13 protein-coding genes are annotated in these 14,487 nt (G+C 63.0%); 11 read left to right on the top strand and 2 right to left on the bottom strand.

The window, feature by feature from the left end; all coding sequences use genetic code 11:
- Nucleotides 1-67: 67 nt before the first annotated feature.
- From NKI39_RS14490 to NKI39_RS14440, 11 genes are all read left to right on the top strand, one after another.
- Nucleotides 68-1,438 (top strand): glutamine synthetase family protein, encoded by a 1,371-nt coding sequence (locus tag NKI39_RS14490; protein ID WP_352832487.1) that lies wholly within the window; start codon nucleotides 68-70, stop codon nucleotides 1,436-1,438.
- A 180-nt stretch (nucleotides 1,439-1,618) separates the two neighbouring features.
- Complete coding sequence (locus tag NKI39_RS14485; RefSeq protein ID WP_352612942.1) at nucleotides 1,619-3,007, top strand: aldehyde dehydrogenase family protein; 1,389 nt, start codon at nucleotides 1,619-1,621, stop codon at nucleotides 3,005-3,007.
- A gap of 42 nt (nucleotides 3,008-3,049) precedes the next feature.
- Nucleotides 3,050-3,535 carry a DUF2569 domain-containing protein gene (locus NKI39_RS14480; RefSeq protein ID WP_352767095.1) on the top strand — a complete coding sequence of 162 codons (486 nt, stop codon included), beginning with the start codon at nucleotides 3,050-3,052 and terminating at the stop codon, nucleotides 3,533-3,535.
- Between the two features lie 38 nt (nucleotides 3,536-3,573).
- Nucleotides 3,574-4,746 carry an iron-containing alcohol dehydrogenase gene (locus tag NKI39_RS14475; protein WP_352612939.1) on the top strand — a complete coding sequence of 391 codons (1,173 nt, stop codon included), beginning with the start codon at nucleotides 3,574-3,576 and terminating at the stop codon, nucleotides 4,744-4,746.
- A 242-nt stretch (nucleotides 4,747-4,988) separates the two neighbouring features.
- Complete coding sequence (locus NKI39_RS14470) at nucleotides 4,989-6,095, top strand: ABC transporter substrate-binding protein (protein WP_352539376.1); 1,107 nt, start codon at nucleotides 4,989-4,991, stop codon at nucleotides 6,093-6,095.
- Between the two features lie 64 nt (nucleotides 6,096-6,159).
- On the top strand, nucleotides 6,160-7,074 hold the full coding sequence (locus tag NKI39_RS14465) for an ABC transporter permease (protein ID WP_352832485.1): 915 nt from the start codon (nucleotides 6,160-6,162) through the stop codon (nucleotides 7,072-7,074).
- Nucleotides 7,071-7,862, top strand: a complete 792-nt coding sequence (locus NKI39_RS14460; protein ID WP_352539375.1) for an ABC transporter permease — start codon at nucleotides 7,071-7,073, stop codon at nucleotides 7,860-7,862. The genes NKI39_RS14465 and NKI39_RS14460 overlap by 4 nt, the downstream gene beginning before the upstream one ends.
- 23 nt (nucleotides 7,863-7,885) lie before the next feature.
- Entirely contained in the window at nucleotides 7,886-8,950 is a 1,065-nt protein-coding gene (locus tag NKI39_RS14455; RefSeq protein ID WP_352612935.1) for an ABC transporter ATP-binding protein, read from the top strand.
- A 176-nt stretch (nucleotides 8,951-9,126) separates the two neighbouring features.
- The gene (locus tag NKI39_RS14450; protein WP_352539373.1) at nucleotides 9,127-10,677 is read left to right on the top strand and encodes a cation:proton antiporter; all 1,551 of its coding nucleotides are present in this window, start codon (nucleotides 9,127-9,129) and stop codon (nucleotides 10,675-10,677) included.
- 89 nt (nucleotides 10,678-10,766) lie between these two features.
- Complete coding sequence (locus NKI39_RS14445) at nucleotides 10,767-11,681, top strand: endonuclease/exonuclease/phosphatase family protein (RefSeq protein ID WP_352612932.1); 915 nt, start codon at nucleotides 10,767-10,769, stop codon at nucleotides 11,679-11,681.
- Nucleotides 11,682-11,688: 7 nt separating this feature from the next.
- Nucleotides 11,689-12,534, top strand: a complete 846-nt coding sequence (locus NKI39_RS14440; protein WP_352539371.1) for an EamA family transporter — start codon at nucleotides 11,689-11,691, stop codon at nucleotides 12,532-12,534.
- Here NKI39_RS14440 and NKI39_RS14435 read toward each other — a convergent pair whose 3' ends face one another.
- Together NKI39_RS14435 and NKI39_RS14430 are read right to left on the bottom strand one after the other, a co-directional pair.
- Nucleotides 12,535-12,846, bottom strand: coding sequence for a Dabb family protein (locus NKI39_RS14435; RefSeq protein ID WP_352612930.1), 312 nt, complete (start codon nucleotides 12,844-12,846; stop codon nucleotides 12,535-12,537).
- A gap of 10 nt (nucleotides 12,847-12,856) precedes the next feature.
- Nucleotides 12,857-14,485, bottom strand: coding sequence for a GMC family oxidoreductase (locus NKI39_RS14430; protein ID WP_352832482.1), 1,629 nt, complete (start codon nucleotides 14,483-14,485; stop codon nucleotides 12,857-12,859).
- Between the last annotated feature and the right edge of the window lie 2 nt (nucleotides 14,486-14,487).

Genomic DNA, 14,487 nt, shown 5'->3' with positions numbered 1-14,487 from the left:
GCCATGGGTTTCCGTTTCCTTTTCAAAGTGACAAGCCCGAAACGACAAGCGCTGGAGTGCCAAAGGAATGGCCGGAAATTTCTCGTTCGATCAGTTGAAGCAAGCGGTCTCCGGCGGCGAGGTCGACACGGTGCTGGCCTGCATCGTCGACATGCAGGGGCGGCTCGCGGGAAAGCGGTTCCTGGCCCGCTATTTCGTCGATTCCGCGCATGACGAGACGCATGGCTGCAACTATCTCTTGGCCGCAGACATCGATATGGAACCGGTGCCCGGCTACAAGGCGGCGAGCTGGTCGAAGGGTTATGGCGATTTCGTCATGAAGCCGGACCTTGCGACGCTGCGGCGCGTTCCGTGGCTGGAGAAGACGGCGCTGGTGATCTGCGACGTGCTCGACCACCATACCCATGATGACCTGGCGCATTCGCCGCGCGCCATGCTGAAGAAGCAGGTCAAGCGGCTGCAGGATCGCGGCTATATCGGCTATTTCGCTTCCGATCTCGAATTCTATCTGTTCAGCGAAACCTACGATTCCGCCCGCAAGAAGCACTGGCAGGGCCTCGAGACGGCATCGCCCTATATCGGCGACTACCAGATCGGCATCACCACCAAGGAAGAAGGCGTGATGCGCCGGCTGCGCAACGAGATGGAGGCGGCCGGCATCCCGATCGAGAATTCGAAGGGCGAGTGGGGGCCAGGCCAGGAGGAGATCAATGTCCGCTACGCCGAGGCGCTCGACATGGCCGACCGCCACGTCATCCTGAAGAACGGCGCCAAGGAAATCGCCGAGTCCGAAGGCAAGGCGATCTCGTTCATGGCCAAGTACAATTACGGGCTCGCCGGCAATTCCAGCCACATCCATAATTCGCTGTGGAGCGCCGACGGGAAGACGCCGTTGTTCTACGACAAAAATGCCGAGTGGACGCTGTCGACGCTCGGCCAGCAATGGGCGGCCGGGCAGCTCAAATATGCCAAGGAATTCACCTGGTTCCTCGCGCCCTACATCAACTCTTACAAGCGCTTCCAGGCCGGCACCTTTGCGCCGACCAAGATCATGTGGAGCGAGGACAACCGCACCGCCGGTTTCCGTCTTTGCGGCGAGGGCACCAAGGGCATCCGCATGGAATGCCGCATCGGCGGCGCCGATTTGAACCCCTATCTGGCTTTCGCCGCGCTGATCGCGGCCGGGCTTGCCGGCATCGATGAAAAGCTTGAACTGCAGAAGCCCTTCGTCGGTGATGCCTACCAGGCCTCGCAGCTGCCTGAAATTCCAAAGACATTGCGCGACGCCACCGCGACGCTGGCGGAATCGAAAATGCTGAGGCAAGCGCTCGGCGACGATGTGCTGGAACATTACGTCCACACGGCACACTGGGAACAGTTCGAGTACGACCGCCGGATTACGGACTGGGAACTGCACAGGGGGTTCGAGCGGTATTGAATAATCTGGCAACGTTGGCGCCGCTCCTCACCCTCAGCCTCTCCCGTGAAGAACGGGGGAGAGGCGGCCCGGCGCTGAGCTTGTCCCTTCTCCCCGTCAGTATACGGGAAAAGGTGCCGGCAGGCGGATGAGGGGCGGCGCTAACCAACGACATTATTGTAGAATGCGAGGACCCAAGGCATGACCGAAACGGTCAAGATGAAATCCCCCGTCGACGGTTCGATCTATGCCGAACGGCCTCTTGCCACCGACCAGGCGATCGGTGCCGCGGTCGAACGTGCCAAGGCGGCGCAGGAGAAGTGGGCTGAGACGCCGGTCATCGAGCGCGGCAAATACATGCTTGCCATGCTGGAAGCGCTGGTCGCCATGACCGACGAGATCGTGCCGGAGATCGCCTGGCAGATGGGCCGGCCGGTGCGCTATGGCGGCGAGTTCGGCGGCGTCAGGGAACGCGTCAGCTACATGGTCGAGATCGCCGAGGCGGCCCTGAAGCCGGTCATGGCCTCCAATCCGAAGGACGGCTTTCGCCGCTATGTGAAGAAGGTGCCACTCGGCGTCGTCATGGTGATCGCGCCGTGGAACTATCCCTATCTCACCGCCGTCAACACCATCGTGCCGGCGCTGATGGCGGGCAGCGCTGTCATCCTCAAGCATGCGGCACAGACATTGTTGGTCGGCGAGCGGTTTCAGCAGGCGTTTGATAAGGCCGGCCTGCCCAAGGGCCTGTTCCAGAACCTCGTCCTGAACCACGCGCAGACCGAAAGGCTGCTCGGCTCCGGCAAGATCGACCATGTCAACTTCACCGGCTCGGTCGCCGGCGGCCGCGCCATCGAGAAGGCGGCGGCGGGCACCTTCATGACGCTCGGCCTCGAACTCGGCGGCAAGGATCCGGCCTATGTGCTGCCGGACGCAAAGATGGACCATGCCGTTGCCAATCTGGTCGACGGCGCTTTCTACAATTCCGGCCAGTGCTGCTGCGGCATCGAGCGCGTCTATGTGCATGAGACGGTCTACGATGAATTCGTCGAGGGCTTCATTGCCGAGACCAGGAACTACGTCGTCGGCAATCCGCTCGACCAGGCGACCACCATGGGGCCGATGGCGCAGGCGCGCTTCGCCGACCTGATCCGCGAGCAGAAGGCCGAGGCGTTGCGCAAGGGCGCCAAGGCGCACATCGATATGAAGGTGGCCAACGACAGGCAAGGTTCGCCCTATCTGGCGCCGGAAGTGCTGACCCAGGTCGACCACCAGATGAGCGTCATGCGCGAGGAAAGCTTTGGCCCGATCGTCGGCATCATGAAGGTGCGCAACGACGAGGAGGCGATCGCGCTGATGAACGACAGCCCCTATGGGCTGACGGCCTCGATCTGGACGCGCGACATTGAGCATGCGGCGGCGATCGGCGATCGTGTCGAGACCGGCACCGTGTTCATGAACCGCTGCGACTATCTCGACCCGGCGCTGGTCTGGACCGGCGTCAAGGACACCGGCAAGGGCGCGGCACTGTCGGCCATCGGCTACGACAATCTGACCAGGCCGAAATCATACCATCTGCGCGAGGTGATCTAAGGTGGCGATCGACAGGCATGCGATCGCTGTTGAGGGGGAGTAATGGCGGATACACAACAATCGGCGCTGCCAGATGGTGAGGGTCCCGAGGGTATCGGCGGATGGCTTGTCCTGCCGATGCTCGGGTTGATGCTCACGCCGATACTGGGGTTGGTACAACTGCACAATACCGACTATCTCGGCTTCGACTGGCAGGCCTTCAGTTTTTCTCAAGGTGCGCTGCTCGTTGCCGAACTGGTGACAGCAGGCGTTCTAAGCCTTACAGCCCCGGTCCTGTTATTGTTCTTCATGTTCAAGCGCTGGGAGATATTCCCGGGCTGGTACATGATTTGGGCAGTCGCGATGCCGGTATATGCCATCCTCGACCCATGGGCCGCGCATCTGGTTTTTCGCGAGAGCTTTCCAACCTTGGCTGATGCGTTCGACAGCGAAACGATGCGCGGAATTTACCGTTCCGTCTGGGCCGCAGCCATCTGGATTCCGTACATGATGCGGTCAGACCGTGTGGCCAATACCTTTGTGAATTGACGACATCCGAGAGCACGAAAGCAGTCAAGAAGGTCGAAATGACAAAACTCGTTTCCAAATGGAATTACCCGACGACCGTCCGCTTCGGCGCCGGACGCATCAAGGAGCTGCCGGAGGTGCTGGCGGCGACCGGCATCAAGCGGCCGCTGTTCGTCACCGATCCGGGACTGGCCAGGCTGCCGGTGGTGGCCTCGACGCTGAAGATCCTCGACGACGCCACGGTGCCCTATGGCGTATTTTCCGAGGTCAAGCCGAACCCGGTGGATTCCAACCTGACCGCCGGCATTGCCGTGTTCAAGAAGGGCAAGCATGACGGCGTCATTGCCTTTGGCGGCGGCTCGGCGCTCGACCTCGGCAAGCTGATCGCCTTCCAGGCCGGGCAGACACGGCCGGTCTGGGATTTCGAGGACGTCGGCGACTGGTGGACACGCGCCGATGCCGATGCGATCGCGCCGATCATCGCCGTGCCGACCACCGCCGGCACCGGCTCGGAAGTCGGCCGCGCCGGCGTCATCACCAATGAAGCGACCCATACCAAGAAGGTCATCTTCCATCCAAAGCTCTTGCCGGCGATCGTCATTGCCGATCCGGAGCTGTCGGTCGGGATGCCGGGCTTCATCACCGCCGGCACCGGCATGGATGCGCTCGCTCACTGTCTCGAAGCCTATTGCGCGCCGGGCTATCACCCAATGGCCGACGGCATCGCCGTGGAAGGCATAAGGCTGGTCTTCGAAAACCTGCCGAAAGCCTATGCCAACGGCAAGGATCTGGTCGCCCGCGCCAACATGATGAGCGCCGCTGCCATGGGAGCGGCCGCCTTCCAGAAAGGGCTTGGAGCGATTCATTCGCTGTCGCATCCGATCGGCGCGCTCTACGATAGCCACCACGGCATGACCAACGCCGTGTTCATGCCCTACGTGCTGGCCTTCAACCGCGAGGCGATCGAGCCGCGCATCGCCCGGCTTGCCGCCTATTGCGGCATCAAGGGCGGCTTCGACGGTTTTGCCAAGGCGATCATCAAGCTGCGCAAGGAGCTCAAGGTGCCGCATGCGCTGCCCGGCCTGATCAAGGGGCTCGACATGGACAAGAAGCGTAAGGGCCTGATTGCCGACATGGCGGTGGTCGATCCGACCGCCGGCGGCAACCCGGTCAAGCTGACCAAGAAGGCGGCGCTGACGCTGCTCGAAAACGCCATCGCCGGCACCGTCTGAGACAATTTTCGCATCGGAAATCGACTTGAGAAAAGAGGCAAAGGAAAGGGGGAAAGATGAAAGGCAAGATCGAAACTAGTTAGCCGGAAAAAGAATCGCGAAGCGATTGCTACAGCCGGTTAAAAAGAGTTTACTTTTTCATACTGCGGGGCATCGCTTTCACAAAGCTTTCATCTGGCTGTCACACGAAAACGATACCGCATCGCAGGCGTCCAACGGCGTCAGTTCAACGGAGAGAACACATGTTCAAATTCACGGGAAAACTGCTTTCCCTTTCGGCCGTCGCCCTGATGGCGACCTCTGCCATCTCGTCGGCCCAGTCCATGGATGAACTGGTCGCCGCAGCCAAAGCTGAAGGCCAGCTCACCACCATCGCGCTGCCGCATGACTGGTGCGGCTACGGCGCGGTCATCGACGGCTTCAAGGCAAAATATCCGGGGATCACCGTCAACGAGCTCAACCCCGATGCCGGCTCCGGCGACGAGGTCGAGGCGATCAAGGCCAACAAGGACAACAAGGGCCCGCAAGCGCCCGACGTCATCGACGTCGGCCTGAGCTTCGGCCCGACCGCCAAGAAGGATGGCCTGATCCAGGCTTATAAAGTATCAACCTGGGACTCGATCCCGGACAGCGCCAAGGATGCCGAAGGCTTTTGGACCGGCGACTATTACGGCGTGCTTTCGTTTCTGGTGAACAAGGACCTGGTCAAGGAAGCGCCGGCCGACTGGGCCGACTTGCTGAAGCCGGAATTCGCCAATACCGTGGCGCTCGCCGGCGACCCGCGTGCTTCGAACCAGGCCATCCAGGCAGTCTATGCCGCCGGGCTTTCCGGCGGTGCGGCTGCCGGCGAAGCCGCCGGCACGGCTGGTCTCGACTTCTTCAAGAAGCTCAACGCCGCCGGCAATTTCGTGCCGGTCATCGGCAAGCCCGCGACGCTTGCTCAAGGCCAGACGCCAATCCTGGTAACCTGGGATTACAACGCGCTTGCCGGCCGTGATACGCTGAAGGGCAATCCGCCGGTCGACGTCGTCGTGCCGAAGACCGGTGTCGTCGCCGGCGTCTATGTTCAGGCGATCAGCGCCTATGCGCCGCACCCGAATGCTGCCAAGCTGTGGCTGGAATATCTCTATTCCGACGAAGGCCAGGTCGGCTGGCTGAAGGGCTATTGTCACCCGATCCGCTTCAACGACCTCGCCAAGAATGGCAAGCTCCCGGCTGACGTGATGGCCAAGCTGCCGCCGGCCGAGTCCTATGCAGCCGCGGTGTTCCCGACGCTCGACGAGCAGGGCAAGGCCAAGGAAGCCATCACCAAGAACTGGGATGCCGTCGTCGGCGCCAACGTCAAGTAAGACTTGAGATCAGCCGGGCGGCTTAGATGGCCGCCCGGCATACCTCCAGGACGGTAGCCGGCGCATGACCGATATCTCGTTGTCCGATCACGCTGTTGCCGGGAAGACCGCGCCTCCTGCCGACGCCCGCAGCATGCGGCTGCCGACGGAATGGCTTGGCGTTGCGCCTTTCTTCATCTTCGCCATCATGTTCCTGATCCTGCCGACGCTCTATCTGATGCTGGGCGCATTCCGGAACGATGCCGGCGAATTCACTTTCGAAAACATAGCGGCCTTGGCGCAGCCGTCGATCGTTGCCGCCTACTGGATCTCAATCAAGGTCAGCCTCGCCTCGTCGCTGATCGGTGCTTTCGCGGGACTTGCCATTGCCATCGCCATCGTGCGCGGCGGGCTGCCGGAGTGGATACGCTCGGCGACACTGACCTTTTCCGGCGTGGCCTCCAATTTTGCCGGCGTGCCGCTGGCCTTCGCCTTTCTCGCGACGCTCGGCCGGCTCGGGCTCGCCACGGTGCTGCTCAACGTCTTGGTCGGCTTCAACATTTATGCCCATGGTTTCAACATCCTGTCGTTCTGGGGCCTGACGCTGACCTATGTCTATTTCCAGATCCCGCTGATGGTGGTGATCATCGTGCCGGCGATCGATGGGCTGAAGAAGGAATGGGGCGAAGCGGCGGCAACGCTTGGCGCGACCCAGGCGCAGTTCTGGCGCATGGTCGTCATTCCGGTGATCTGGCCAAGTTTCCTCGGCACCGTCATCCTCTTGTTCGCCAACGCCTTCGGTGCCATCGCCACCGCTTACGCTCTGACCGGCTCCTCGCTTAACATCGTCCCTATCCTGCTCTACGCGCAGATCCGCGGTGACGTGCTGCACAATGCCCATCTCGGCTACGCCATCGCCTTTGGCATGATCGTCATCACTGGGCTGGCCAATGTCTTCTACATCTGGTTCCGGACGCGCTCTGAGAGGTGGCTCAAATGAAGTCCGGCAGATTCTGGGCCTGGATCGTCTTCGCGCTGGGCGCGGCCTATTTCTTCATTCCGCTGATCGCGACCGTGGAATTCTCCATGCGCATGCGGCGCGGCGCGTATTCCTTCGATGCCTATCAGGTCGTGCTCGGCGATCCCCGCTTCCAGGCGACCTTCATCTATTCGGTGGTCGCCGCCATCTTCACCATCGTCCTTGGCGTGCTGGTGGTGGTGCCGGCGGCGTACTGGATTCGTCTGCGGCTGCCGCAGATCAGGCCCGTCGTCGAGTTCATCACGCTGCTGCCGCTGGTCATTCCGGCCATCGTTATCGTCTTCGGCTACATCAGAATGTACGGGTCGAACTCACCGCTGCCGTTCCTGGCCAGCGAGACAGGAGCCAATGCCTTGCTGGTCATCGGTTATGCGACACTGGCGCTGCCCTATATGTATCGTGCCGTCGACACCGGGCTTCGCACAATCGACGTACGGACACTGACCGAGGCGGCGCAGATCCTCGGCGCCGGCTGGGGCACGATCATCACTCGGGTCATCCTGCCCAACGTGCTGATCGCGGTGCTGTCGGGCGCCTTCCTGACCTTCGCCATCGTCATCGGCGAATTCACCATGGCCAGCCTGCTCAACCGGCCTGCTTTCGGACCCTATCTGCAGAACGTCGGCGCCAATCGCGCCTATGAGCCGGCGGCGCTTGCCATCATCGCCTTTGCCATTACCTGGGGCTGCATGTCGCTGATCCAGATCCTGTCGCGCTTCGCTCCGCGATCGGCGAACAGCCCGAACTGATCGAAAAGCCGAAAGAAAAAGCCATGGCCGAGCCATTCCTCTCAATCCAGCAGGTGCGAAAATCCTTCGGCGCCGCCATTGTGGTGCAGGATTTCAACCTCGACGTCGAGCCGGGCGAATTCGTCTCCTTCCTTGGCCCGTCGGGCTGCGGCAAGACGACGGTGCTGCGCATGGTCGCCGGTTTCGAGGAGCCATCCGCCGGCAAGATTGTCGTGGCCGGCAAGGACGTCACCCGGCTCAAGCCCAACCAGCGCAACATCGGCATGGTGTTCCAGGCCTATGCGCTGTTTCCGAACCTCACCGTGGCGCAGAATATCGGCTTCGGGCTGAAGGTCGCCGGTATGCCGAAGGCCGATGCCGACAGGCGCGTTGCCGAGATGCTCGACATCATCAAGCTGCCGCAGATGGGCGACCGCTATCCCTACCAACTGTCCGGCGGCCAGCAGCAGCGCATCGCGCTGGCGCGGGCGATTGCGCCCAAGCCGAAACTGCTGCTGCTCGACGAGCCGCTGTCGGCGCTCGATGCCAAGGTGCGCGTGTCGCTGCGCGAGGAAATCCGCTCGATCCAGAAGAAGCTCGGCATCACCACCATCTTCGTCACCCACGACCAGGAAGAGGCGCTGTCGATCTCCGACCGCATCGCCGTCATGTATGGCGGCAAGGCCGAGCAGGTCGGCACGCCGTTCGAGATCTACAACCGGCCGGCAACCAAATTCGTCGCCAATTTCGTCGGCACGCTGAACGTGCTCGAAGGCACGGTCACCGACGCCGCTTCGGGCAAGGTGCGCGTCAACTCGCAAGAGGTCTCGCTCAAGGGCAAGCTCAACGGCTCGAAATCCGGCGACACGCTGTCGCTGGCGTTGCGGCCCGAGGCGATCTCGCTCGGCCGACACCCCGGTCGCGATTCCAGCCTTTGGGGCGAAATCGCCGAGGTGCATTTCCTCGGCTCGGTCATCCGGGTTCGCGTCGGCATCGGCGGCAGCACGGTCTCGCTCGACACGTTCAACAGTCCGGCCACACCGCCGCCGGCCGTCGGCGAAAAGGCCGAGATTTCGTTCTCGTCGGGCGACATGCTGGTGCTGCATTAGGAGAAGAGTGAATAGTGAACAGTGAATAGTAAGAATGCGCTTTACGCGCCGAAATTCCTCTGCACGCAGCCATTCACCATTCACCATTCACCATTCACCATTCACCATTCACCAGCAGCCAAAGCCGTCGTCGTTTTTGCAGTGCCAATCGCCCGGCTTCACCGCTACGATAAGGCATGGCGCTTTTTGAACTCACCCTTGTCCTGCTTCTCATCGCGGTCGCCCTGACCGCGTTGTCGCGGCGTCTGCAGATTCCCTATCCGTCATTGCTGGCGCTGGCCGGCGCCGGCATCGCCTTCCTGCCGTTTGCCCCGACCATCGAGATCGACCCGGGGCTGGCGCTCGCTCTGTTCATCGCGCCGGTTCTGCTCGACGCGGCCTATGACACGTCGCTGCGCGATCTCAACCGCTACAAGGTTTCGCTCATCCTGCTGGCGCTTGGCGCCGTCATCTTCACCACCGTGACGGTCGCGCTGGTCGGCTGGACGATGGCAGGCTTGCCCATCGCCGCCGCCATAGCGCTCGGCGCGATCGTAGCGCCGCCCGATGCGGTGGCGGCGGCGGCCGTGCTCGGACAGTTCAAGGTGCCGCACCGCATCACCGCCATCCTGGAAGGCGAGAGCCTTCTCAACGACGCCACGGCGCTGCTGATCTACAGGATGTCGGTTTCCGCAGCCGCCGGCACCATCCTGTTGAGCAGTGCCGTTCCAATGATCCTGCTGTCGACGGTCGGCAGCCTTGCCGCAGGCTATGTGCTCGGCCGGTTGTCTCTCGCCATACTCGGCCGCATCGACGACCCGGCGAGCGGCACCGTGGTGCAATTCGCCTCAACCTTCGGCGTCTGGATCCTGGCCGACAGGATAGGGCTTTCCGCCATCATCACGATCGTCGTCTACGCCATGACGATCGCACGTACATCGCCGCGCCGCATGCCGGCAAGGAATCGTGTCAGTTCCTACTCGGTCTGGGAGACGGCGGTGTTCGTGCTCAACGTGCTGGCCTTCGTTCTGATGGGCCTGCAAGCGCGGTCCATCGTCGGCCGACTTGCCGAGCAAGGACAAAGCGAGGCGTTCGTCTTTGCCCTGGCTGTGCTGGCCGTCGTCATCGTATCGCGGCTCGTCTGGGTTCTGGGCTGCGGCGCGATCCTCAGAGCGCTGGCACGTCTGGGCGACGAGGACAGGCGGAAGGACGCACCGACATTCCGCGGCGGCGTGCTCATCGGCTGGTGCGGCATGCGCGGCCTGGTGACGCTTGCGGCAGCCTTCGCCTTGCCGGCCGACTTTCCGGGCCGTGATCCGATCGTGCTCGCCGCTTTCACGGTCGTGCTCGGCACATTGGTGCTGCAAGGCGTCAGCCTGAAACCGTTGCTGCTTCTGCTCAATCTCGACCTCGACCGGACGGTCGACCGGGAGGTGGCGCAGGCGCGCGTCGCCATCATGCAGGCGGCGCTGGACGTGCTCAGCGGCAAGACATCGAGCGCGGCCGGGGCGGTGCGAGAGCAATATGCCGCCCAGCGCGCCATCGCCGAAAACCCCGAGGATGCCCAGGCGGCGACCGAGTATGACAGATTGCGTCTCTACGCCATCAAGAGCCAGCGCGATGCGCTGGAGCGTTTGCGCATCGACGGAACGATCGGCGACGAAGCCTACCACCGCCTTGAGGAAGAAATCGACTGGTCGGAACTGGCAGCATCCCCGCCCGGTCGGTTCCAGCCGCTGACCACTTAGCATCTGGCCCAAGCTCCCTCCGCCCGGCTGCACATTGCAAGGCTGTCAGCGAACGGCTACTGCCAGCAGGAAACTGAGCCGGATAAGCAATGAAGCTGGTCAGCTATAACATCCAGTACGGCTTCGGCAGCGATGGCCGCTACGACCTGGCGCGTTGTGCCAAGGTCGTGGCCGGCGCCGACATCATCGCCTTGCAGGAGGTGGAACGGCACTGGTTGCGCAGCAACGAGGACGACCAGCCGGAACTTCTTTCGCAATTTCTGCCCGACTACCATTGGGTCTACGGGCCGGCCTTCGACATGGATGCCAGCCACCGGCGTGAAGGCCGCATCGTCAACCGGCGGCGGCAATTCGGCACCATGGTTCTGTCGAAGCTTCCGATCGTCTGGTCGCGGCTGCATACGCTGCCGCTCAGGCGCACGCTGCGGCCGCTCAACACCCGCAATGCCGCACTCGAATGCATGATCCGCACCCCTGCCGGTCCGGTGCGGGTGCTGTCGTTGCATCTGGCGCATATCGCGGCCGAGGAGCGGCTGGAGCAGATCGACTATTTGCTCGCCGAGCATCGCCGCGCGCCGTCCGAGGGCGGCCCATGGAGCGGCGCCGACGACGAGCCGGCGCGCAACTGGAGCAATGGCGAACAGGAGCCAGAAAACCCCGTAGCGGCGATCTGGTTGGGCGACTTCAACATGGAGCCGGATAGCGCCGAGTACCGGCGCATTGTCGGCAGCGCGCCCTATCATCGCGGTGCCGCCTATCTCGACGGTTTTGTCGATGTCGCCGCCGTCGCAATGGAACCGACAGCGGATTTCCACACCCATGTGAAGACTATCGATGGCAGGCTGGCAAAGCGCCGGCTCGACCATTGCTTCGTCGGCGGCATGTTTGCCGGGCGCGTGCGCTCGGTCAGCGCCGATATCGGCCAAATCGCTTCCGACCATTTTCCGCTCTGGGTCGATATCGACCTGGAGACGCCGATCGTCATCGGGACGGGCGGCGGATGAACCGCCGATGAGCCTGTTTGTCTTTTTCGCGGTGCTCGCCGCCGCTTCCATGCATGCGATCTGGAACGCGCTGGTCAAGGTCCACCTCGACCGTTTCCTGTCGATCACACTGATGACGCTCGGCATGGGTGCCGCTGCGCTGGTGACGTTGCCTTTCGTCGAGGTGCCGAAGCCGGAAGTGTGGCCATACATCCTCGCCTCGGTTGTCTTCCACATGGGCTACAGGACGTTCCTGATCGGCGCCTACAAGGCCGGCGATTTCGCCCAGACCTATCCGCTGGCGCGCGGCACCGCGCCATTGCTGGCCGCTTTGGGGGGCGTTGTGGTGGTTGCCGAGATGCCGGCGCCGCTCGCCATTCTCGGCATCCTCTTGTTGTCGGCGGGCACGCTGGTGCTGTCGTTTCGCGGCGGCGCGCATCTGGAGAAATTGAACCTGCGCGCCGTCGGTTTCGCGTTGGGCACATCGATCTTCATCGCCAGCTACACGCTGTCGGACGGCAGCGGCGCGCGGCTGGCCGCCACCGCGTCGAGTTATGCCGCCTGGCTGTTCGTCTGCGATGCGCTGTGGGCGCTGGTGCTATGCGTCGTCTCTCGCGGCCCACAGGCGCTGCCGGTGCTGGCGCGCGACTGGAAGGCCGGAATCTATACCGGCGTGCTCAGCGGCGGCGCCTACTGGATCGTGATGTGGGCGATGACCAAGGCGCCGATCGCCTCGGTGGCGTCGCTGCGCGAAACATCGATCCTGTTCGCCATGATGATCTCGGTGTTCGCGCTCGGCGAGAAGATGACGGCATGGCGAGGTGCCGCGGTGCTTAGCATCGTTGCCGGCGTCGTTGCGCTGAGAATGGGATAGTCACGCGATCTCCAGATCAAACACCATCAGCCCGTCGGTGCCGCCTTCGAGCGCCGCGACCAGTTTTGCGCCGGCTCGCTGATGCGCTTCATGCTCCAGATAGGCATCGCGTGCCGCAGCGTCGCGAAAGTCGATGGTGAAGCCGTGCGTGAAGCCGCGGGCGAAGGGTTCCGGGCTGGTATTGGCGCTGAATTCGACCTTGCCCATGCCGTCGATCACGGCCCGCAACACTTCGAGATCGGCATGGATTGCCGCGCGCTCGGCGTCGGCGGCATCGTTGCGAAATCTGACGAAGACACAGTGCCTGATCATTCTTTGTCCCTCATGCCGCTCGGTTGGTGGAAAACACCGCCGGCGGCAGCGGCTCGCGGCCAAGGATCAGATCGGCGCCTTTTTCGCCAACCATGATCGTCGGGGCATTGGTGTTGGAGGAGGGGATGCGCGGCATCACCGAGGCGTCGCAGACGCGCAGGCCCTCGATACCGCGCAGCCTGAGATCTGGCGTTACCACGCTCATCGCATCGTGGCCCATGCGGCAGGTGCCGACCGGGTGGTGGTCGGTCTTGGAACTGCGGCAGGCGTAGTCGAACAGCTCGTCGCCGCTCTGCAGGTCGGGTCCCGGCAGTACCTCGCGCAGTACATAGGGCTGCAGCGCCTTCTGCCGCATGATCTCGCGCGCCAGCCTCAGCCCCTTGATCGACATGTCGCGGTCATAGGGATCGGACCAATAGTTCGGATCGATCAGCGGGCGGTCGGCCGGGTCGGCACTGTTCAGCCGCACGGTGCCGCGCGAGCGCGGGCGCAGGAAGGCCGAGTTCAATGTCACGCCCGGATTGTTCAGCTTCTCGACGCCGGCCTCGATGCCGGAGCCGAGGCCGAGATGCAGCTGGATATCGGGAGAGGCGGCGGTCGGATCGGCGTACCAGAAGCCGCCGGTCTCGAACAGGCTGGAGGCTACCGGGCCTTTCTTCAGGAGCAGATACTGCAGGCCGGCCCAAGCCGTCCAGTGCAGCTTGGCGTAGTTGTCGTAGGTGTGATCGCCGGTGCATTCGGCGATGACGAACAGGTCGAGATGATCCTGGAGATTGGAGCCGACGCCGGGCAGATCGTGCACCGGTGTCACGCCGACCGCCTCCAGATGGTCGGCCGGGCCGATGCCCGACTGCAGCAAAAGCTTCGGCGAGCCGATGGCGCCGGACGAGACGATCACCTCGCGCTCGGCGCGCAGGATCGTTGGCTGGCCGCCCGGCCTGTCGACGATCTCGACGCCAACGGCGCGGCCCTTGTCGACGACGATGCGTGTCACCAGAACGCCGGTCCTGACGGTGAGATTCTTTCGCTCGCGGATCGGCCGGAGATAGGCGACAGAGGCGGAGGAGCGCTTCGCGTCCTTCTGCGTCAGCTGATAGTAACCGACGCCCTCCTGGGCTACCCCGTTGAAGTCGGGATTGAAGGGGATGCCCATCTCCTGTCCGGCACGGAAATAGGCCTCGCAGATCGGCAGCGGCGCGATCGGGTTCGACACGCCGAGCGGGCCTTGGTCGCCGTGGAAATCGTTGGCATAACGTTGATTGTTCTCGGCGCGCTTGAAATAGGGCAGTACGTCGCGATAGCCCCAGCCAGCAAGGCCTTCTTCCTTCTCCCAGGCGTCGTAGTCGCGGGCGTTGCCGCGCGTGTAGATCTGGGCGTTGATCGAAGAGCCGCCACCGATCACCTTGGCCTGAGTGTATCGGAAGACGCGGTCTTTCATATGCTTTTGCGGCACTGTCGACCAGCCCCAGGCGGCGATGCCCTTGGTCATCTTGGCAAAACCGGCCGGCATGTGGATCAGCGGATGCCAGTCCTTGCCGCCGGCTTCGAGCAGCAGCACCTGATGCGACGGATCTTCGCTCAACCGGTTGGCGAGTACGCACCCGGCCGGGCCGGCGCCGACGATTATGTAGTCGGTCATGG

It is taken from the genome of Mesorhizobium sp. M0664 (assembly GCF_040320565.1).
In the GTDB taxonomy this organism is placed as follows: Bacteria; Pseudomonadota; Alphaproteobacteria; order Rhizobiales; family Rhizobiaceae; genus Mesorhizobium.
Note: the sequence above shows the minus strand (reverse complement) of the source record. Positions and strands in the feature narration are given on the sequence as shown.